Below are 21,980 nucleotides of genomic sequence, written 5' to 3'. Positions count from 1 at the left end.
CATTTTTGAGAGCGAAAACGTCAATGATAGCGCCAACCTCTCGCGGATCGGCCGGGAACGGCTTTCACCGACCGGCCGGTCGTCGATAGCGCGTGCAGAAAATGCCGGAAATACGGCGAAAACCGGCTGGCAAATGCCCCTTCGACGCGCTAGGCACTGCGAACGGCGATTTTCGCGATGGGTTAGAATTCTCTTTTCGAATCAGGATCGGAAGATGCAACGGCAGCCTCGGATCGAATTGTTCATGCATGCCCCCCGCGAGTCTCATCCCGCGGCCGAGCGGCATGCGCGTCACGCGCGATCGTGGCGCTGATTCCGGGCACCTCGAAGGCGATTGTCAGCCGCTTATCAATCGAATGACCGGCCGCCTTCCCAACAACAAGTCTTCCTCGAAAATTTGCGCCCCCACGCGCATCGTCGGGCATCGCGCTCCTCTTGGCGCATGCGCCGGCCTACCGAACCGCCGAATATGAACGCACCCCAAGCCTTCGACCCGAAGGGCGACGCCGCCGCTGTCGCGCTGGACAACGAACCGCGCCTGCGCGAAATTCCCTATAACTACACGTCGTTTTCCGATCGCGAAATCGTGATGCGGCTCCTGGGCGACGAAGCCTGGGCCGCGCTCGACGTATTGCGCAACGAACGTCGCACAGGCCGCTCGGCGCGCATGCTGTACGAAGTGCTCGGCGATATCTGGGTCGTGCGCCGCAATCCGTACCTGCAGGACGACCTGCTCGACAATCCGAAACGCCGCGCGCTGCTGGTCGAGGCGCTGAACCATCGGCTCCACGAAATCGAGAAGCGTCGCCGTGACGATCTCTCCGAACACGGCGACACCGCCGGCCACGACCGCGCCACGCGCGTCGAAACGCTGGTGTCGGCCGCGCGCCGCGCCGTCGACGACTTCGCCGACGAGTTCGGCCGCATGGCCGAGTTGCGCAGAAAAGCGTCGAAGGTGCTCGGCAAGCGCACGCAGAAGGACAACATCAAGTTCGACGGCCTCTCGCGTGTCTCGCACGTCACCGACGCGACCGACTGGCGCGTCGAATATCCGTTCGTCGTCTTGACGCCGGATACGGAAGAGGAAATCGCCGGGCTCATCAAGGCGTGTTTCGAACTCGGGCTCACCGTGATTCCGCGTGGCGGCGGCACCGGCTACACCGGTGGCGCCATTCCGCTCACGCCGTTCTCGGCGGTCATCAACACGGAAAAGCTCGAACAGCTCGGTTCCGTCGAAATGACGGACCTGCCCGGCGTCGATCGCCGCGTCGCGACGATTTTCTCGGGCGCGGGCGTCGTCACGCGGCGCGTGACCGAAGCGGCGGAGCAGGCGGGCTTCGTTTTCGCCGTCGATCCGACTTCGCTCGACGCGTCGTGCGTCGGCGGCAATGTCGCGATGAACGCGGGCGGCAAGAAGGCCGTGCTGTGGGGCACGGCGCTGGATAACCTCGCCTGGTGGCGGATGGTCGATCCGGAAGGCAACTGGCTCGAAGTCACGCGGCTCGATCACAACCTCGGCAAGATTCACGACATCGAAGTGGCGCGCTTCCGGCTCGACTGGTTCGACGGCACGCGCGCGCCGGGCGAAAAGCTCATCCGCACCGAGCAGCTCGACATCGCCGGACGTACGTTCCGCAAGGAAGGGCTCGGCAAGGATGTGACCGATAAATTCCTGTCCGGCCTGCCGGGCGTGCAGAAGGAAGGCTGCGATGGCCTCATCACGTCCGCGCGCTGGATTCTGCACAAGATGCCCGCGCACACGCGCACCGTCTGCCTCGAATTCTTCGGCCAGGCGCGCGACGCGATTCCGAGCATCGTCGAGATCAAGGACTATCTGTTCGAAACGTCGAAGCAGGGCGGTGCGATCCTCGCCGGCCTCGAACACCTCGACGAGCGGTATCTACGCGCCGTCGGCTACGCGACCAAGAGCAAGCGCAACGCGTTTCCGAAAATGGTGCTGATCGGCGACATCGTCGGCGACGATGCCGATGCGGTCGCGAGCGCGACCTCCGAAGTCGTGCGCATGGCAAACGGCAAGAGCGGCGAAGGCTTCGTCGCGGTGAACGCCGAGGCGCGCAAGCGCTTCTGGCTCGACCGCTCGCGCACGGCCGCGATCGCCAAGCACACGAACGCGTTCAAGATCAACGAAGACGTCGTGATTCCGCTCAACCGCATGGGCGAATACACGGACGGCATCGAACGCATCAATATCGAGCTGTCGATCAAGAACAAGCTGCAACTCGTCGACGCGCTCGAAGCGTTTTTCCGCACCGGCAAGCTGCCGCTCGGCAAAAGCGACGACGCCAACGAAATCCCGAGCGCGGAACTGCTCGAAGACCGGGTGCAGCAGGCGCTCGATCTGTTAAAGCGCGTGAAGGCGCGCTGGACGTTCGTCGGCGAAAAGCTCGACTTGCCGCTGCGCGAGGCGCAGCACTACATGGTCGGGCTCGGCTACGAAGCGCTGGCTGAAAAGCTCGCGGATCGCGTCGATGCGCAAGCCGGCGCGACCGTGTTCAACGTCGCGCAGGACCGCACTGTGCGCATCTCGTGGAAGCAGGAAGTCCGCGCCGAACTGCGCCAGATTTTCAACGGCGGCGAATTCAAGCCGATCCTCGACGAAGCGCAGAACATCCACAAGCAGGTGCTGCGCGGACGCGTGTTCGTCGCGCTTCACATGCACGCGGGCGACGGCAACGTCCACACGAACATCCCCGTCAACTCCGACAACTACGAGATGCTGCAGGACGCGCATCGCGCGGTGGCGCGGATCATGAAGCTCGCACGCTCGCTCGACGGCGTGATTTCAGGCGAGCACGGCATCGGCATCACGAAGCTGGAATTCCTCACGGACGACGAAATCGGCGAATTCCGCGCGTACAAGCAGCGTGTCGATCCGAACGGGCGCTTCAACGCGGGCAAGCTGCTCGCGGGCGCCGACCTGCGCAATGCCTACACGCCGAGCTTCGGCCTGATGGGCTACGAATCGCTCATCATGCAGCAGAGCGACATCGGCGCGATCTCCGATTCCATCAAGGACTGCCTGCGCTGCGGCAAGTGCAAGCCGGTGTGTGCGACGCACGTGCCGCGCGCGAACCTGCTCTACAGCCCGCGCAACAAGATTCTCGCCACGTCCTTGCTGGTGGAGGCGTTCCTGTACGAGGAGCAGACGCGCCGCGGCGTGTCGATCAAGCACTGGGACGAATTCAACGACGTCGCCGATCACTGCACCGTCTGTCACAAATGCGTGACACCGTGCCCGGTGAAGATCGACTTCGGCGACGTGACGATGAACATGCGCAACCTCTTGCGCAAGATGGGCAAGAAAAAGTTCAATCCGGGCAACGCGGCCGGCATGTTCTTCCTGAACGCGACCAACCCGCAGACGATCAACCTCGCGCGCACCGCGATGATGGGCATCGGCTACAAGGCGCAGCGCCTTGGCAACGACATGCTCAAGAAGTTCGCGAAGAAGCAGACGGCGCATCCGCCCGCGACGGTCGGCAAGCCGCCGGTGGTCACGCAGGTGATCCACTTCATGAACAAGAAGATGCCGGGTAACCTGCCGAAGAAGACGGCGCGCGCGCTGCTCGACATCGAAGACAACAAGATCGTGCCGATCATCCGCGATCCGAAGACGACCACAGTCGATACGGAAGCGGTGTTCTACTTCCCCGGCTGCGGTTCGGAGCGCCTGTTCTCGCAGGTCGGCCTCGCCACGCAGGCGATGCTCTGGGAAGCGGGCGTGCAGACCGTGCTGCCGCCGGGCTATCTCTGCTGCGGCTATCCGCAGCGCGGCTCGGGCCAGTACGACAAGGCCGAGAAGATCGTGACGGACAATCGCGTGCTGTTCCACCGCGTCGCGAACACGCTGAACTATCTCGACATCAAGACCGTGGTCGTGTCGTGCGGCACCTGCTACGACCAGCTCGCGGGTTACGAATTCGAGAAGATCTTCCCGGGCTGCCGGATCATCGACATCCACGAATTCCTGCTCGAGAAGAACATTCGCCTCGAAGGTGTAAAGGGCACGCGCTACATGTATCACGACCCATGCCACTCGCCGATCAAGACGATGGACCCGGTCAAGCTCGTGAACGAACTGATGGGCTCGAAGAACGACGGCTACAAGATCGAGAAGAACGATCGCTGCTGCGGCGAATCGGGCACGCTGGCCGTCACGCGTCCGGACATTTCGACACAGGTTCGTTTTCGCAAGGAAGAGGAGATCAGGAAGGGCGCTGCGAAACTGCGCGACATTCCGCTCGTCGCGGAAGCGGGCGCGAACGGCATCAGTCCGGCGAATGCGTCCGCAGGTTCGGCGGGTGCGGCGCCAGGCTCGGTGCTGAAGGCCGGCGACGGCCCGCAGTCGAATGGCACCGACGTCAAGATCCTGACGAGCTGCCCGTCCTGCCTGCAAGGACTCTCGCGCTACAACGAGGACGCGAACATCGAGGCGGACTACATCGTCGTCGAAATCGCGCGCAATGTGCTCGGCGAGAACTGGATGGCCGACTACGTCGAACGTGCGAACGATGGCGGTATCGAGCGCGTGCTGGTGTAATAGCGAAATCGAGGATCGTTCGCTAGAGGTTGACGATGGACTGTGTGTTTTGCCGTGAAGACGGCGGCGAGGTTTTATGGTCGGACGACACGCTGCGTGTCGTCCTCGCCGACGAGCCCGACTGGCCGGGCCTCATCCGCGTGATCTGGAATTCGCACGTCGCCGAAATGTCCGATCTCTCCGATCAGGCGCGCCTGCGGGTGATGACGGCCGTGAACGGCGTCGAGCGCGCGATGCGGCGCATCCTCTCGCCGGCGAAAGTGAATCTGGCGAGCCTCGGCAACCAGGTTCCGCACGTCCACTGGCACGTCATTCCGCGCCGCTCGAACGATTCACGTTTTCCTCTGCCGATTTGGGCGCCGCGCCAGCGTTCGGTGCCCGAGGCGCAACTATCGAAATGGCGGGCGCAGGCCACGCTGCTGCGCGAAGCGGTGCGCATCGAGCTGGATCACGCGTTCGGCCAGAACTGAACCCCAACCATCAAGGCTCATCATGAGCGGACTTACCCGAGAGACGCCGATCCCGACCGGCGTCGTCGTCCATTCCAAATCGCGCGCACTCGAATTGCAGTACGCGAGCGGCGAGAACTATCGCGTTCCGTTCGAACTGCTGCGCGTGTATTCGCCATCGGCGGAAGTGCAGGGACACGGCCCCGGCCAGGAAACGCTGCAGACCGGCAAGCGCGACGTGACGGTGATCGGTGTCGAGCCGGTCGGCCACTACGCGTTGCAACTGAGCTTTTCCGACGGTCACAACACCGGAATTTATTCCTGGGACATCCTGTATGACCTGGCCGCGCGCCAGGATGAACTCTGGCGCGAGTACCTCGCCAAACTGGAAGCGGCGGGCGTCGATCGCGATGCGCCGATGGTGGCGGCGAAGGCGTCGGGCGGCCACTGTCACTGACACCGGCCATCAGAATAACGCGGCGTTTGGCCGCACCAGCCTGCGCTCCGGGGCGTGGGCGTACAACGAATAACAGGCGAGGACGAGCGCGATGAGTAAGACCCACTTCGGTTTCGAAACGGTCGACGAACAGGAAAAAGCAAAAAAGGTGGCGGGGGTCTTCCACTCCGTCGCGAGCAACTACGACCTGATGAACGACCTGATGTCGGGCGGGCTGCATCGCGTGTGGAAGTTCTTCACCATCGGCCAGGCGAAAGTGCGGCCGGGCTACAAGGTGCTCGACATCGCAGGCGGAACGGGCGATCTGGCGATGGCGTTCGCCAGGCAGGCGGGCCCGTCGGGCGAGGTATGGCACACGGACATCAACGAATCGATGCTGTGCGTTGGGCGCGACCGGCTGCTGAACAAGGGCGTCATCACGCCCGCGCTTCTGTGCGACGCCGAGAAGATTCCGTTCCCGAACAATTATTTCGATTTGGTTACAGTGGCGTTTGGTCTTCGTAATATGACGCACAAAGATGGTGCGCTGGCGGAGATGCGGCGGGTTTTGAAGCCGGGCGGGCGTTTACTCGTATTGGAGTTTTCCAAGGTGTGGGACCCGCTGAAAAAAGCTTACGATGTCTATAGTTTCAAGGTTTTGCCCTGGCTTGGCGACAAGTTTGCGAAAGATGCCGATAGTTACCGATATTTGGCCGAATCTATCCGCATGCACCCCGACCAGGAAACTTTGAAGTCGATGATGGAACAAGCAGGCCTGGATCGAGTCGAATATTACAATTTGTCAGGTGGCGTGGTAGCGTTACACGTCGGGACCAAATTCTAGTGTTCCACTCTTTCTTAAAGGATTCGAAATGTCCGATTCGCGCACACCCCAGTCTCGGGGTTTCCTGAAGACGCTTTTCAGGAAAGCCGGGCTTCTGGCGCTGGCTGGCGTAATCATGGCCGGCGCCATCATGACCGACGATGCCGAGGCCAAACGTATGGGCGGCGGCCGCAGCATGGGCCGTCAGTCTGCCACCGCAACGCAGCAGAATCAGGCGACGCCGCCTTCCCAGTCGATGCAGCAGGGTCAGGCCGCACAGGCACAGCGCGCGCCCGCGGCCGCACCGGCCACGCCCGCCGCCCAGCCGGCACGCAATCGCTGGCTCGGTCCGATCGCCGGTCTGGCCGCGGGTCTCGGCATCGCCGCGTTGCTGTCGCACTTCGGGCTTGGCGAGGCGTTCGCCGGCGCGATGGCCAATATGATCATCATCGCGCTGATCGTGATCGCCGCCGTGATGCTGTTCCGCTTCATCATGCGCAAGCGTGCCGCGGGCAACACGCCTGCCTACGCCAATGCGGGCGCAGGCGCGGGTTCCTCGCCGTTCGGCGGCTCCGCGCGCACGGCTCTGAACCAGGAGCCGAGCTACAGTGCGCCGTCGTCGGGTGGCTATATCCCGCAAAGCGCGGCGAGCACGACGGACGTCGCGCCGGCAGTCACCGTGCCGGCGGGCTTCGACACTGAAGCCTTCATGCGCAACGCGAAGGTTTACTTCGTGCGCCTGCAGGACGCTTGGGACCGCGGCAACGTGAACGACATCCGCGAATTCACGACGCCCGAGATGTTCGCCGAGGTGAAGCTCGACATCGACGCGCGCAACGGCCAGCCGAATCGCACGGACGTCGTGCAGTTGAACGGCGACCTGCTCGGTGTCGAGGATCGCGGCTCGGAGTATCTGGCGAGCGTGCGTTTCCACGGGCTGATCCGCGAGTCGGAAGGCGCGTCGGCGGAGCCGTTCGTCGAGATCTGGAACCTGTCGAAGCAGAAGGCGGGCAACGAAGGCTGGCTGCTGGCCGGCATCCAGCAGGTCAATTGACGAATGAGCTGACGAAAACAGCTGACGAGCGATTTGCCGCCTCGGCCTATTGGCCGACGCTCCGAAGCGCGGCCGGCGGCAACGCCGGTTGCGAAGGTAGAATAGGAACCCGCGCGAGCTACCGCTTGCGCGGGTTTTTTCATCTCATAGCCGATGACGAACGCAGACGAATCCGCCCGTTTTTCCGCAAGTCCCGCCGTCAAGACCGCGTCGAAAGCGTTCGCGGCCGCTGTCAATCATCTGCTCGCTCGTGAGTCGTGGGCTCGCGAGCGCTTCAAGCCCTACGCCGGCAAGACCGCCCGGCTCGCCTGCCCGCCATTCGCGCTGTCGCTCGTCGTGCAGGCGGACGGGTTCATCGCCGGTATCGACGAAACGCAGGCGCCGCTGTTCGACGTCACCATCTCGGTTCCCCCTGACGCGCTGCCGGCCTTTCTGCAAGGCGGTCAGGCGGCAGTGATGAAGCACGTCAGGATCGAAGGCGATGCGGAATTCGCCACTACTATCGCGAAGCTCGCGGAGCATCTGCGCTGGGAGCCGGAAGAGGACCTCGCGCGCGTGATCGGCGATGCGCCCGCGTACCGCATCGGCGCGGTCGTGCGAACGGTTCACGAGCAGGCGCTTCGCACCGGGCGCAACGTGCTTGATTCGGTCGCCGAATATCTGCTCGACGAAAAGCCGCAACTCGTGCGCCGCAGCGCGCTCGACACGTTCAACGCCGAACTGTCGCGGGCCCGCGATGCGCTGGCGCGCGTCGAAAAGCGCGTCGAGCGGCTCGAGCGCATGCAGCCGGCCGCCGAAGCCCGTGGCGCCTCCGCGTCCGGCGCCGCCGCACTTCCGCGCGGCACGCGCAACTAAAGGGCAATAAGGGCTAACGGGCTGACCATGCGTTTTCTGCGTTTCCTCAAGATTTTCTTCACGATTGTTCGCTTCGGTCTGGACGAACTGGTGATGAGCGGCATCGACGATCGCCGCGTGCGCTTTCTCATGCGCATCACCACGTTCGGACGCAAGTTCGATGTGGCGCGCGGCATTCGCCTCCGGCTCGCGCTGGAAAGCCTCGGGCCGATTTTCGTGAAGTTCGGCCAGGTGCTTTCAACGCGCCGCGATCTCCTGCCGGTCGATATTGCCGACGAACTCGCGAAGCTTCAGGATCAGGTGCCCCCGTTCGATTCGGCGGTGGCGATCTCGATCATCGAGAAATCGCTCGGCAATCCGATCGACGTGCTTTTCAACGATTTCGAGCGCGTGCCGATCGCCAGCGCATCGATTGCGCAGGTTCACTTCGCGAAAATTCGCACCGGCGTGCATGCGGGCAAGGACGTCGCGGTGAAGGTGCTGCGCCCGGGCATGCTCCCGGTGATCGATTCCGACCTCGCGTTGCTACGCGACATCGCGATCTGGGCGGAGCGTCTCTGGGCCGACGGACGGCGCCTGAAGCCGCGCGAGGTGGTCGCTGAATTCGACAAATACCTGCACGACGAACTCGACCTGATGCGCGAGGCCGCGAACGGCAGCCAGCTGCGCCGCAATTTCGCAGGCCTCGATCTGCTGCTCGTGCCGGAAATGTACTGGGACTTTTCCGCGCCCAGCGTGCTCGTGATGGAGCGGATGATCGGCGTGCCGATCAGCCAGGTGGAGACACTGCGTGCGGCGGGCGTCGACATTCCGAAGCTCGCGCGCGAAGGCGTCGAGATTTTCTTCACGCAAGTGTTTCGCGACGGTTTTTTCCACGCGGACATGCACCCCGGCAACATTCAGGTGAGCCTCGATCCGGCGCATTTCGGGCGCTATATCGCGCTCGATTTCGGGATCGTCGGCGCGCTTTCTGACTTCGACAAGAATTATCTGGCGCAGAACTTTCTCGCGTTCTTCAAGCGCGACTATCACCGGGTCGCGACGCTGCACCTGGAATCGGGCTGGGTGCCGTCCAATACGCGCGTCGAGGAACTGGAAAGCGCGATTCGCGCGGTCTGCGAGCCGTATTTCGACCGCGCGCTGAAAGACATTTCGCTTGGTCAGGTGCTGTTGCGCCTCTTTTCGACGTCGCGCCGCTTCAACGTCGAGATCCAGCCGCAGCTCGTGCTGCTGCAAAAGACGATGCTCAATGTGGAAGGGCTCGGTCGCTCGCTCGACCCCGAACTCGACCTGTGGAAAACCGCGAAACCGTATCTCGAACGCTGGATGAACGAGCAGATCGGCTGGCGCGGCTGGTATGAGCGACTGCAGATGGAAGCGCCGCAGTGGAGCAAGACGCTGCCGCAACTGCCGCGGTTGATCCATCATTTGCTAGCGGAACGCCACGAATTGCCGGGCGCGGGCAACGACGAACTGATGCGCACGATTCTCGTCGAGCAGAAGCGGACGAACCGGCTGCTGCAGGCGCTGTTGATCTTCGGGCTGGCGGTGGGCGCGGGCGCAGTCATCACGCAAGTCTGGCTGAGCTACGCTTACGGGGGCTGACCACATGAGCGATCCTGCTGCACCTTCGTTCGAGTCGCGCGATCCCAATTCGCCCGAGTTCTGGGACGAACGTTTCGACCAGCACTACACGCCGTGGGATCAGGCCGGCGTGCCTCATGCGTTCCGGGCGTTCGTCACCGGGCGCGCACCGTGCAACGTTCTGATTCCCGGCTGCGGCAGCGCGTACGAGGCGTCGCTGCTCGCGGCGGCGGGCTGGCCAGTCCGGGCGATCGATTTCTCCCCGAGCGCGGTCGCGGCGGCGCGGGCCCAGCTCGGGCGCCACGTGGATGTCGTCGAACAAGCGGATTTTTTCTCGTACGAGCCGCCGTTCCCCGTCGACTGGGTCTACGAGCGAGCATTCTATTGCGCGCTGCCGCCGGACCGCTGGCCCGACTACGCGACGCGCATGGCCGATCTGCTGCGTCCCGGCACACTCCTCGCGGGCTTCTTCTTTCTTGGCGCGACGCCGAAAGGCCCGCCGTTCGGCATCGAACGCGACGCGCTCGACGCCTTTCTGAACCCGCACTTCGAACTCGTCGAGGAACACGAGGTGAAGGACTCGATCGCCGTGTTCGCCGGACGCGAGCGCTGGCTCACGTGGCGCCGGCGCGCCTGAGCTTTGCCGGTTGACTGTTTTATCCCCGTTTCCAGCTTGAATTGCGGTCGATTGGACCGCATTTAACACTCCGCCCGCATGCCCCGGCGCCCCGAAAATCGCGGGTCGAAAATGGTTTGCGGCTATAATTCAAGGCTTTGCAAGCGCCGACAGATTAATGTAGGAACAGTGCCATGCCGATCTACGCGTACCGCTGCGAGTCCTGCGGCTTCGGAAAAGACATTCTCCGGAAGCTGAGCGACGCGCCGCTCACCCAATGTCCCGAATGCGGGAAAGACACCTTTGCCAAGCAGGTGACTGCCGCCGGCTTTCAGTTGAAGGGCTCCGGCTGGTATGTCACGGATTTCCGCGGCGGCAATAACGGCGGCAAATCCACCACGACGGCGACGGAGAATTCCGGCGCCGATGCCGCAAAGTCCGAAAGCGTCGCCGCTGATTCCGGTTCGAAACCGGCTGCCGCGAGCGCTTCGACGGACTCGTCCTCGTCGGGCACCGCTGCCGCTTCGGCGGGCGCGTCCGCATCGTCCGGCGCCGCGTAAGGTGCAGCGCCGTCGCCGATCTGTCCACACTTACGCAAGAAGACGACCGCCCACCGCTTAAGCATCCAACGGGGCGGCAACCCTGCCAAACCGTGCCTCATCGCGGGGCGGCCTTCCGGCTGTGTAAATGACGACTAAAAAGACTACGTTGAAATCCGTGTTCCTCACCGGCCTGCTTGTGCTGGTGCCGCTCGCCATCACCCTGTGGGTGCTGGGGCTCGTGATCGGGACCATGGACCAGACGCTTCTGCTGCTGCCGCTCTCGTGGCAGCCGGAGCGGCTCTTCGGCTTTCATTTGCCGGGCCTGGGCGCAGTGCTGACGCTCGCGTTCATTTTCATCGTTGGTCTGCTGACGCAGAATTTCATCGGGCAGAAGCTTGTGGGATGGTGGGACGTGGTCGTGCGCCATATCCCGGTGGTCGGCCCGCTGTATACCAGCGTCAAGCAGGTGTCGGACACGCTGCTCTCCAGCAGCGGCAACGCGTTCCGCAAAGCGCTCCTGATCGAATATCCGCGCAAGGGTTCCTACACCATCGGCTTCCTGACGGGCATTCCGGGCGGTGACGTCGTCAATCATCTGAAAGAAGATCACGTGAGCGTCTACGTGCCGACGACGCCGAATCCCACCTCCGGCTTCTTCCTGATGGTGCCGAAAAGCGAAGTGATCGAGCTCGACATGTCCGTCGATGCCGCTCTGAAGTACATCGTCTCGATGGGTGTGGTCGCGCCCTCGGCGCCGAGCGCGCCGATGGCCCCCGCGCGCCGCCCCACCGAGCCGCCGCTGTAATGCCGGCACGCGCCGCGAAACGCCATAACTTTCGCGCGCGCGCCGTTGATTAATGAAACAACGAAAGACACAACATCATGTCGATGCGATCTGAATACTGCGGTCTGGTGACCGAAGCCCTCCTGGGCCAAACCGTCTCGCTGTGCGGCTGGGTGCACCGCCGCCGCGATCACGGCGGCGTTATCTTCATCGACCTGCGCGATCGCGAAGGCCTCGTCCAGGTCGTCTGCGATCCGGATCGCGCCGACATGTTCACGGTCGCCGAGGGCGTCCGCAACGAATTCTGCGTGCAAGTAAAGGGCGTCGTGCGCAGCCGTCCGGAAGGCACGGCGAACGCTGGACTCACGAGCGGCAAGATCGAAGTGCTGGGCCACGAACTGATCGTGCTGAACGCATCGGTGACGCCGCCGTTCCAGCTCGACGACGACAACCTCTCGGAAACCACGCGCCTCACGCACCGCGTGCTCGACCTGCGCCGTCCGCAGATGCAGCAGAACCTGCGTCTGCGCTATCGCGTCGCGATGGAAGTGCGCAAGTATCTCGACGCGCAAGGTTTCATCGACATCGAAACGCCGATGCTTACCAAGAGCACGCCGGAAGGCGCGCGCGACTATCTGGTGCCGTCGCGTGTGAACGCCGGCCAGTTCTTCGCGCTGCCGCAGTCGCCGCAGTTGTTCAAGCAATTGCTGATGGTCGCGAACTTCGATCGTTACTACCAGATCGTGAAGTGCTTCCGCGACGAAGACCTGCGCGCCGACCGTCAACCGGAATTCACGCAGATCGACTGCGAAACTTCGTTCCTGAACGAGCAGGAAATCCGCGATCTGTTCGAAGCGATGATCCGTCACGTTTTCAAGGAAACGATGAACGTGTCGCTCGCCGAGAAATTCCCGGTGATGCTGTATTCGGAAGCGATGCGCCGCTTCGGCTCGGACAAGCCGGACCTGCGCGTGAAGCTCGAATTCGCCGACCTGACCGACGCGGTGCGCGACGTCGACTTCAAGGTGTTCAGCACGCCGGCGAACTCGAAGGATGGCCGTGTCGCGGCGCTGCGCGTGCCGAAGGGCGGCGAGCTGTCGCGCGGCGACATCGACGGCTACACGGAATTCGTGCGCATCTACGGCGCGAAGGGCCTCGCGTGGATCAAGATCAATGACGTGACGAAGGGCCGTGACGGCCTGCAAAGCCCGATCGTGAAGAACCTGCACGACGCCGCGATCGCCGCGATCATGGAGCGCACGGGCGCGCAGAACGGCGACATCGTGTTCTTCGCCGCCGACCGCGCGAAGGTCGTGAACGACAGCCTGGGCGCTTTGCGCCTGAAGATCGGCCATTCGGAATTCGGCAAGGCGAACGGCCTGCTGGAATCGGGCTGGAAGCCGCTGTGGGTCACCGACTTCCCGATGTTCGAGTACGTCGAGGAAGAAAATCGCTACGTGGCCGCGCACCATCCGTTCACGAGCCCGAAGGACGAGCATCTCGAATATCTTGAAACCGATCCGGGCCGTTGCCTCGCGAAGGCATACGACATGGTGCTGAACGGCTGGGAAATCGGCGGCGGTTCGGTGCGTATCTATCAGGAAGAGGTGCAGAGCAAGGTGTTCCGCGCGCTGAAGATCAACGCCGAGGAAGCGCGCGCGAAGTTCGGCTTCCTGCTCGACGCGCTGCAGTACGGCGCGCCGCCGCATGGCGGGATCGCGTTCGGTCTCGACCGCATCGTCACGATGATGGCCGGCGCCGATTCGATTCGCGATGTGATCGCGTTCCCGAAGACGCAGCGCGCGCAGTGTCTGCTCACGCAGGCGCCGAGCGAAGTCGACGAGCGTCAGTTGCGCGAGTTGCATATCCGCTTGCGTCAGCCGGAGCCGAAAGTCCAGTGAAGCTGGAGTAATACCGAAGAAAAAGGCGCCGAGTGCGCCTTTTTCATTTTTTGAGTTACAGTCGTTGGCCGTATCGCAACACTATGCGCGCGCCGTCAACATGCTCAACAAGCCGCCGAAAATCCCCGAATCCGTTCTGGTCGTGATCCATACGCCGGAACTCGACGTCCTCATCATCGAACGCGCCGATCACAAGGGCTTCTGGCAATCGGTGACGGGCTCGAAGGACCGCATCGACGAGCCGTTCTCCGAAACTGCCGCGCGCGAAGTGGCCGAAGAAACCGGTATCGTGATCGGCAGCGAACTCGTGCCCGAGCGGTGTCTGCTCGACTGGCATCACGAAATCCAGTACGACATCTATCCGCAGTGGCGGCATCGCTATGCGGAGGGCGTGACGCGCAACACCGAGCATCAGTTCAGCCTGCTCGTTCCGCATTGCCTCGAAGTCACGCTCGCGCCGCGCGAGCACACGTCTCACCTTTGGTTGCCGTTTCGCGAGGCTGCCAATCGTTGCTTCTCGTGGTCGAATCGCGAGGCGATCCTGCAGTTGCCCGAGCGCCGCGCGGAGCACAACCGATGATGGGATTCGGCCCACGGCGCCGGTTCACGCGCCTGCGGGCGGCTCTCTTTTCCGGGCGTCGGCCGCCGCGGTTCTGCTTTACGGTCGGCAACGAGGTGCGGCTTTTCAAGTGCGGCGTCGAATTTTTCCCGGCGCTGCTTGAACGCATCGACAGCGCCCGGCGCGACGTCGCGCTCGAAACCTACATCTTCGCCAACGACGACACCGGTCGCGCGGTCTCCGAAGCGCTGATCCGTGCGGCCACGCGTGGCGTGCGCGTGCGTGTGATCACGGATGGCATCGGCACTGCGAAGAACCTGCCGATGTTCACGGCGTGGGAAGAGGCGAACGTCGAGCATCGCATCTACAACCCGCATCTGTTCGGGCCGCTCGGCTTTTCGCGGACGCATCGAAAGCTCGCCGTCATTGACGAGACGTATGCGTTTTGCGGCGGCATCAACATCGTCGACGATTTCGATCAGGACGGCGTGCGCCTCGAATCGCCGCGCTGGGACTTTGCGCTGGAAACGAAGGGCCCGGTCGTCGCGGACGTGGGCGAAGCCTTCGATTTGCAATGGCAGCGTATCCGGCTCGGCATCAAGCCTAGCCAGCCACGTCAGCCAGGCTGCGATCCGCAACCCGGCGAGAGCGGTGAGCCGACCGTTGCGCGCGGCGCGGCGTGGCGGGCCGCGCGCGCGAAGCGCCGTGCGCGCCTCGGCGAGATTCACGCGGTCGACCAGCCTTGCGTCGCGTTCGTCGCGCGCGACAACCTGCTGAACCGGCGCGCGATCGAAAAGGCCTACCTGCGCGCGATCGCGCGTGCCGAGCGCGAAGTGCTGCTCGCGAATCCCTACTTCATGCCGGGCCGAAAGCTGCGGCGCGCGCTCGTGCATGCGTCCCAGCGCGGCGTGCGCGTGAATCTGGTGATCGGCCGCAAGGAATTTGTCGCGCTCGACTACGCAACCCCCTTCCTCTACGACAACCTCCTCAAGCACGGCGTGCGGATTGCTGAGTACGAAAAAACGATGCTTCACGGCAAGGTCGCAGTCGTCGATTCCGCCTGGGGAACGGTCGGATCGTCGAATCTCGATGCGCTCAGTCTCGTGCTCAATAACGAGGCGAACATGGTGCTCGTCCATCATCAGGAAATCGGCGCGCTACGCGACAAGATCCTGACGGCTTTCGAAGAAGGCCGCTGCATCGACGAAAAACGCTATGCCGCGCGGCCAATCGGTGAACGCATTTTGAGCTGGCTCGCCTATAACACCTATCGAACGATGATGAAGCTGCTCACAATCGGCCAATACGACTGATTCCCACAAATTGGGAACTCGGGCAGGCACTAGCAGGCAGGCACTGATTAAAAAGGGACAATGAGCGCGGACAGGATTTACGCTGATTCCTATTGACCATCACTCGGCGGTTAGACATGGGTTTCTAATAAATAGCTTGTTTCACGAACGGCCGACTACAATAATAGTACGGCCGTTCGATTTTTAATCGGTCACATAAGAACGGTAGAGACATCATGCGAAAAGGCGAACAGACACGAGTCGCGATTCTCGATGCAGCACTGGACCTGGCCAGCCGCGACGGGCTTGAAGGGCTGACCATCGGTCTACTCGCCGAGCGAATGCAGATGAGCAAGAGCGGGGTGTTCGCGCATTTCGGCTCGCGCGAGGATCTGCAGGTGGAAGTCGTGCGCGAATACCACCGCCGTTTCGAGGACGAAGTGTTTTTCCCGAGCCTGCGCGAAGGGCGCGGCTTGCCGCGTCTTCGATCGATGATGAACCGCTGGATGGAGCGACGTATCCAGGAAGTGACCACGGGCTGCATATATATCAGCGGCGCGGTCGAGTACGACGACCGCGCGGCGAGCGCAGTGCGCGAGCAACTCGTGCATAGCGTGACGATGTGGCGCGAGGCGCTCTTGCGTGCGATTCAGCAGGCGAAAGACGAAGGGCACCTGAAGGCGGAGACGGATCCGGCGCTGATGCTCTTCGAACTGTATAGCTTCACGCTCGGACTGCATCACGACGCGCGCTTCCTGCACCTCCCGGACGCCGTGCAACTGACGCGGGACGCGCTGGAAAAAACGATTGTTTCGTATCAGAGCAACAGCGAAAGCAAAAGTCACAGCAACAGCGAAAACAGCCGTTAGCGAAGTCGATCGAAGCGAAAAATTCGGCGGCGGCGCGCGGCACCAAGATTGAATATCTGGAGAACCTCATGGGACAGTACGCCGCACCGCTGCGCGATATGCAATTCGTATTGCACGAAGTGCTTAATGTCGAAGCCGAACTGAAGAACATGCCGAAGCATGCCGACCTCGACGCCGACACCATCAATCAGGTGTTGGAGGAAGCCGGCAAGTTCTGCTCCGAAGTCATCTTTCCGCTGAACCAGAGCGGCGACCGCGAAGGCTGCACGTACGAAGGCGATGGCGTCGTGCGCACGCCCTCGGGCTTCAAGGAGGCGTATCGACAGTACGTCGAGGCCGGCTGGCCCGCGCTCGGTTGCGATCCCGAATTCGGCGGCCAGGGCCTGCCCGCGTTCGTGAACAACGCGATGTACGAGATGCTGAATTCCGCGAACCAGGCGTGGACGATGTATCCCGGCCTCTCGCACGGCGCCTACGAATGCCTGCACGCGCACGGCACGCCCGAGCAAAAAACTGTCTATCTGCCGAAACTCGTCTCCGGCGTCTGGACCGGCACCATGTGCCTAACCGAACCGCATTGCGGAACCGACCTCGGCATGCTGCGCACGAAGGCGGAACCCAACAGCGACGGCTCGTACTCGATCAGCGGCACCAAGATCTTCATCTCCAGCGGCGAACACGACCTCGCCGAGAACATCGTTCACCTCGTGCTCGCACGCCTGCCTGGCGCGCCGGTGGGCACGAAAGGCATTTCGCTCTTCATCGTGCCGAAGTTCGTCCCGACCGATGCGGGCGCCCCCGGCGAGCGCAACGGCGTGAAGTGCGGCTCGATCGAACACAAGATGGGCATCCACGGCAATTCGACCTGCGTCATCAATCTCGACAATGCGAAGGGCTGGCTCGTCGGCGAAGCGAACAAGGGGCTCAATGCCATGTTCGTGATGATGAACGCGGCGCGCCTGGGCGTCGGCATGCAGGGGCTCGGGCTGACCGAGATCGCCTACCAGAACTCGCTCGTGTACGCGAAGGAGCGCCTGCAGATGCGCTCGCTCACCGGCCCGAAGGCGCCGGAAAAAGCCGCCGATCCGATCATCGTGCATCCGGACGTGCGCCGCATGCTGCTGACGCAAAAGGCGTACGCGGAAGCCGGCCGCGCCTTCACCTACTGGGCTGCACTCAACATCGACAAGGAACTGTCGCACGCGGACGAATCCGTGCGCAGCGATTCCGCCGATTTCGTCGCGCTCTTGACGCCGGTCATCAAAGCGTTCCTGACGGACAACGCGTTCGAAGGCACGAACATGGGCATGCAGATCTACGGCGGCCACGGCTTCATTTCCGAATGGGGCATGGAGCAGTACGTGCGCGACGCGCGCATCAACATGATCTACGAAGGCACGAACTCGATTCAGGCGCTCGACCTGCTCGGTCGCAAGATTCTCGGCGACATGGGCGCGAAGCTGAAGAAGTTGGGCCAGCTCGTGACGGCGTTCGTCGAACAGGAAGGCGTCAAGCCGGAGATGCAGGAGTTCGTCAATCCGCTCGCGGACATCGGCGACAAGGTCCAGAAGCTGACGATGGAAATCGGCATGAAGGCGATGCAGAACCCCGACGAAGTCGGCGCTGCTGCCGTGCCGTATCTGCGCACGGTCGGGCATCTGGTGTACTCGTATTTCTGGGCGCGCATGGCGCGAGTCGCGCTCGACAGGCAAGCCGAAGGCGACCCGTTCTACAAGGCGAAGCTCGCGACCGCGCGCTTCTACTTCGCGAAGCTCCTGCCCGAAACGGCCTCGACGATCCGCGCCGCGCGCGCCGGCTCGAAGACGCTGATGGACTACGACGAGGCGTTGTTCTAAACGCCTCTCGCGAGCGCGCCGCTTCTTGAAGCGAAGCGGCGCGCCCGCCTCTCAAGCCGCTTCGGACGAAGCGCATCGAATTGAATACTCCCCGGAGATAAAACGTGAGCAATCTGAATATCGCCAAGGTGGCCGTGCTCGGCGCTGGCGTGATGGGCGCGCAGATCGCCGCGCAGCTGGTCAACGCGCGGGTGCCGGTCCTGCTGTTCGACCTGCCCGCCAAGGAAGGCCCGAAGAGCGGCATCGCGCTCAAGGCAATCGAGAACCTGAAGAAGCTCTCGCCCGCGCCGTTCGGCGTGAAGGACGACGCACAGTACATCGAGCCCGCGAACTACGACGACGACATCGAGAAGCTGAAGGAATGCGACCTCGTGATCGAAGCGATCGCCGAGCGCATGGACTGGAAGCACGACCTGTACAAGAAGGTCTCGCCGTATATCGGCGAGCGCGCGATCTTCGCGACCAACACGTCGGGCCTGTCGATCAACGAACTGTCGAACGGCTTTTCGGACGAGCTAAAGGCGCGCTTCTGCGGCGTGCACTTCTTCAATCCGCCGCGCTACATGCATCTGGTCGAACTGATCCCGACCGCGTCGACGCGGCCCGAGATTCTCGATCAGCTGGAAACGTTCCTGACGAGCGTCGTCGGCAAGGGCGTCGTGCGCGCGAAGGACACGCCGAACTTCATCGCGAACCGCGTCGGCATCTTCTCGATTCTCGCGGTGATCGCGGAAGCGCAGAAGTTCGGCCTGCGTTTCGATGAAGTCGACGATCTCACGGGCGCGCGCCTCGGCCGCGCGAAGTCGGCGACGTTCCGCACGGCGGACGTGGTCGGCCTCGACACGATGGCGCACGTCATCAAGACAATGCAGGACAACCTCGCGGACGATCTGTTCTTCCCGGTCTACGAAACGCCCGCCGTGCTCGCCGCACTAATCAAGCAGGGCGCGCTCGGACAAAAGACCGGCGCGGGCTTCTACAAGAAAGAAGGCAAGGCCATCAAGGTCCTCGATCCCAAGTCGGGCGGATACGTCGATGGCGGCGCGAAGGCCGACGAACTCATCGGCCGCATCCTGAAGCGTCCGCCTGCCGAGCGCCTGAAGCTGCTGCGCGAATCGGAGCACCCGCAGGCGCAGTTCCTGTGGGCGATCTTCCGCGATGTGTTCCATTACATCGGCGTGCATCTGGAATCGATCGCCGATAACGCGCGCGACGTCGATCTCGCGATCCGCTGGGGCTTCGGCTGGAACGAAGGTCCGTTCGAAGGCTGGCAGTCGGCCGGCTGGCAACAGATCGCGAAGTGGGTGCAGGAAGACATCGAAGCGGGCAAGGCGCTGTCCAGCGCGCCGCTGCCGTCGTGGGTGTTCGACGGTCCGGTCGCGGAGAAGGGCGGCGTGCACACGCCGGAAGGCTCGTGGTCGCCGCAATCGCGCAAGTTCGTGCCGCGCTCCGATCTGCCGGTTTATCAGCGTCAGGTGTTCCGCGCGCCGCTCGCGGGCGAGACCGGCGCCGATCCGAAGACCTACGGCAAGACGCTCTTCGAAACCGAAGCCGTGCGCGCGTGGGTCGATGACCGCGCGGGCGAGGACGATGTCGTGATCGTGTCGTTCAAGAGCAAGATGAACACGATCGGACCGTCGGTAATCGACGGCCTCACGCAAGCCATCGAACTCGCCGAAAAAGACTACAAGGGCGTGGTGATCTGGCAGCCGACCTCGCTCAAGCTCGGCAATCCGGGCGGCGCGTTCTCGGCGGGCGCGAATCTCGAAGAAGCGATGCCCGCGTTCATGACGGGCGGCGCGAAGGGCATCGAGCCGTTCGTGAAGAAGTTCCAGCAGGGCATGCTGCGCGTGAAGTACGCGAGCGTGCCGGTCGTGGCAGCGGTGTCGGGCATCGCGCTCGGCGGCGGCTGCGAACTCTTGCTGCATTCGGCGAAGCGCGTGGCTCACATCGAGAGCTATCTCGGCCTCGTGGAAGTGGGCGTCGGTCTCGTGCCGTCGGGCGGGGGCCTGAAGGAAGCCGCGTTGCGCGCAGCGGAAGCGGCAAGCGCCGTCAACGCAACCAGCGATCTCCTGAAATTCCTGCAGAAGTCGTTCGAGAGTGCAGCGATGGCGACGGTCTCGGCCTCCGCGCTCGACGCGCGCGCGATGGGCTATCTGAAGCCATCGGACACGATCGTCTTCAACGTCCACGAGCTGCTCGACATCGCGAAGAAGGAAGCGCGCGCACTGAGCGCATCGGGCTACCGCCCGCCGCTGCGTGCGAAGCAGATCCCGGTCGCGGGCCGCTCGGCAATCTCGACGATCAAGGCGTCGCTCGTCAACATGCGCGACGGCCGCTTCATCAGTGAGCACGACTTCCTGATCGCGAGCCGTATCGCGGAAGCGGTGTGCGGCGGCGACGTCGAAGCGGGCAGTCTCGTCGACGAGGAATGGCTGCTGAAGCTCGAACGTCAGGCGTTCGTCGACTTGCTCGGCACGCAAAAGACGCAGGAACGGATCATGGGCATGTTGCAGACCGGCAAGCCGGTTCGCAACTGAGCGCGCGGAACATAGGAGTCGGACATGACTAAACAACTGCAGGACGCATACATCGTCGCCGCGAGCCGCACGCCGATCGGCCGTGCGCCGCGCGGCGTCTTCAAGAACACGCGCCCGGACGAACTGCTCGTCCACGCGATCCGTTCGGCCGTGGCACAGGTGCCGGGACTAGACACGTCGCTGATCGAAGACGCGATCATCGGCTGCGCGATTCCCGAAGCAGAGCAAGGCCTTAATGTGGCGCGCATCGGCGCGTTGCTTGCCGGCCTGCCGAATACGGTCGGCGGCGTGACGGTGAACCGCTTCTGCGCATCGGGCGTGACGGCGCTCGCGATGGCGGCGGACCGGATTCGCGTCGGCGAGTCGGACGTGATGATCGCGGGCGGCTGCGAATCGATGAGCATGGTGCCGATGATGGGCAACAAGCCGTCGCTGCCGCCGCATATCTTCGATCGCGACGAGAACGTCGGCATCGCCTACGGCATGGGCCTGACCGCGGAGAAGGTTGCCGAGCGCTGGAAGATCAGCCGCGAGGCGCAGGACGCGTTCGCGGTCGAGTCGCATCGCAAGGCGCTGGAAGCGCAGCGGTCGGGCGAATTCAACGATGAAATCGCCGCCTTCACGCTGAACGAGCGCTTTCCCGACCTCGCGACCGGCGAGATCCGCGTGAACGCGCGCGAAATCAGGCTCGACGAAGGCCCACGCGCCGAGACGACGATGGAAGTCCTCGCGAAACTGCGTCCGGTGTTCGCGAACAAGGGCTCGGTGACGGCAGGCAACAGCTCGCAGACATCCGACGGCGCGGGCGCGCTGATCGTCGTATCGGAAAAGATCCTTAAGGCATTCAACTTGACACCGCTCGCGCGCTTCGTCAGTTTTGCCGTGCGCGGCGTGCCGCCGGAGATCATGGGCGTCGGCCCGAAGGAAGCGATTCCGGCCGCGCTGAAGGCCGCCGGCCTCAAGCAGGACGACATCGACTGGATCGAGCTGAACGAGGCGTTCGCGGCCCAGGCACTCGCCGTGACGCAGGACCTCGGACTCGATCCGTCGAAGATCAACCCGCTCGGCGGCGCGATTGCGCTCGGCCACCCGCTCGGCGCGACGGGCGCGATCCGCGCGGCGACGGTCGTGCACGGCCTGCGCCGCCGCAACCTGAAGTACGGCATGGTGACGATGTGCGTCGGCACCGGCATGGGTGCGGCGGGCATCATCGAGCGTTTGTAGTCTTGCCGTCGATATGACCTGGCGGTTCGCGAGCA

At 63.2% G+C, this 21,980-nt stretch carries 17 protein-coding genes; all 17 read left to right on the top strand.

Annotation, left to right across the window (positions count from 1 at the left end):
• The first annotated feature begins 469 nt into the window (after positions 1-469).
• Positions 470-4,561: an FAD/FMN-binding oxidoreductase gene (locus tag AWB81_RS27730; protein ID WP_062639725.1), complete on the top strand. Its 4,092-nt coding sequence runs from the start codon at positions 470-472 to the stop codon at positions 4,559-4,561.
• Between the two features lie 35 nt (positions 4,562-4,596).
• Positions 4,597-5,031, top strand: coding sequence for an HIT family protein (locus AWB81_RS27725; protein ID WP_062639724.1), 435 nt, complete (start codon positions 4,597-4,599; stop codon positions 5,029-5,031).
• A 22-nt stretch (positions 5,032-5,053) separates the two neighbouring features.
• Complete coding sequence (locus AWB81_RS27720; RefSeq protein WP_062639723.1) at positions 5,054-5,467, top strand: gamma-butyrobetaine hydroxylase family protein; 414 nt, start codon at positions 5,054-5,056, stop codon at positions 5,465-5,467.
• Positions 5,468-5,558: 91 nt separating this feature from the next.
• Positions 5,559-6,290 carry a bifunctional demethylmenaquinone methyltransferase/2-methoxy-6-polyprenyl-1,4-benzoquinol methylase UbiE gene (gene ubiE / locus AWB81_RS27715; protein WP_062639722.1) on the top strand — a complete coding sequence of 244 codons (732 nt, stop codon included), beginning with the start codon at positions 5,559-5,561 and terminating at the stop codon, positions 6,288-6,290.
• Positions 6,291-6,318: 28 nt separating this feature from the next.
• The gene (locus AWB81_RS27710; protein WP_062639721.1) at positions 6,319-7,323 is read left to right on the top strand and encodes a Tim44 domain-containing protein; all 1,005 of its coding nucleotides are present in this window, start codon (positions 6,319-6,321) and stop codon (positions 7,321-7,323) included.
• Between the two features lie 153 nt (positions 7,324-7,476).
• Complete coding sequence (locus tag AWB81_RS27705; protein WP_062639720.1) at positions 7,477-8,178, top strand: ubiquinone biosynthesis accessory factor UbiJ; 702 nt, start codon at positions 7,477-7,479, stop codon at positions 8,176-8,178.
• A gap of 27 nt (positions 8,179-8,205) precedes the next feature.
• Positions 8,206-9,783, top strand: a complete 1,578-nt coding sequence (gene ubiB / locus AWB81_RS27700) for a ubiquinone biosynthesis regulatory protein kinase UbiB (RefSeq protein WP_062639719.1) — start codon at positions 8,206-8,208, stop codon at positions 9,781-9,783.
• 4 nt (positions 9,784-9,787) lie between these two features.
• The gene (locus AWB81_RS27695; protein ID WP_062639718.1) at positions 9,788-10,399 is read left to right on the top strand and encodes a methyltransferase domain-containing protein; all 612 of its coding nucleotides are present in this window, start codon (positions 9,788-9,790) and stop codon (positions 10,397-10,399) included.
• 173 nt (positions 10,400-10,572) lie between these two features.
• Positions 10,573-10,938: an FmdB family zinc ribbon protein gene (locus AWB81_RS27690; RefSeq protein WP_062639717.1), complete on the top strand. Its 366-nt coding sequence runs from the start codon at positions 10,573-10,575 to the stop codon at positions 10,936-10,938.
• A gap of 127 nt (positions 10,939-11,065) precedes the next feature.
• Positions 11,066-11,725, top strand: coding sequence for a DUF502 domain-containing protein (locus AWB81_RS27685; RefSeq protein WP_062639716.1), 660 nt, complete (start codon positions 11,066-11,068; stop codon positions 11,723-11,725).
• Between the two features lie 77 nt (positions 11,726-11,802).
• Entirely contained in the window at positions 11,803-13,605 is a 1,803-nt protein-coding gene (gene aspS / locus AWB81_RS27680; protein ID WP_062639715.1) for an aspartate--tRNA ligase, read from the top strand.
• Between the two features lie 100 nt (positions 13,606-13,705).
• Complete coding sequence (gene nudB / locus AWB81_RS27675) at positions 13,706-14,185, top strand: dihydroneopterin triphosphate diphosphatase (RefSeq protein WP_062639736.1); 480 nt, start codon at positions 13,706-13,708, stop codon at positions 14,183-14,185.
• The gene (locus AWB81_RS27670; RefSeq protein ID WP_062639735.1) at positions 14,185-15,477 is read left to right on the top strand and encodes a phospholipase D-like domain-containing protein; all 1,293 of its coding nucleotides are present in this window, start codon (positions 14,185-14,187) and stop codon (positions 15,475-15,477) included. Before nudB ends, AWB81_RS27670 begins: the two co-directional genes overlap by 1 nt.
• A 215-nt stretch (positions 15,478-15,692) precedes the next feature.
• A complete protein-coding gene (locus AWB81_RS27665) occupies positions 15,693-16,325 on the top strand; it encodes a TetR/AcrR family transcriptional regulator (protein ID WP_062639714.1) in 633 nt (210 codons plus the stop codon).
• Between the two features lie 68 nt (positions 16,326-16,393).
• Positions 16,394-18,181, top strand: a complete 1,788-nt coding sequence (locus AWB81_RS27660) for an acyl-CoA dehydrogenase C-terminal domain-containing protein (RefSeq protein WP_062639713.1) — start codon at positions 16,394-16,396, stop codon at positions 18,179-18,181.
• 104 nt (positions 18,182-18,285) lie between these two features.
• Positions 18,286-20,721 (top strand): 3-hydroxyacyl-CoA dehydrogenase/enoyl-CoA hydratase family protein, encoded by a 2,436-nt coding sequence (locus AWB81_RS27655; RefSeq protein ID WP_062639712.1) that lies wholly within the window; start codon positions 18,286-18,288, stop codon positions 20,719-20,721.
• A 24-nt stretch (positions 20,722-20,745) separates the two neighbouring features.
• Positions 20,746-21,945 (top strand): acetyl-CoA C-acyltransferase, encoded by a 1,200-nt coding sequence (locus AWB81_RS27650; protein ID WP_062639711.1) that lies wholly within the window; start codon positions 20,746-20,748, stop codon positions 21,943-21,945.
• Positions 21,946-21,980: the final 35 nt, after the last annotated feature.

Source organism: Caballeronia arationis, assembly GCF_001544975.2.
Taxonomy (GTDB): Bacteria; Pseudomonadota; Gammaproteobacteria; order Burkholderiales; family Burkholderiaceae; genus Caballeronia; species Caballeronia arationis.
This window is presented reverse-complemented; position numbering and strand designations above follow the sequence as displayed.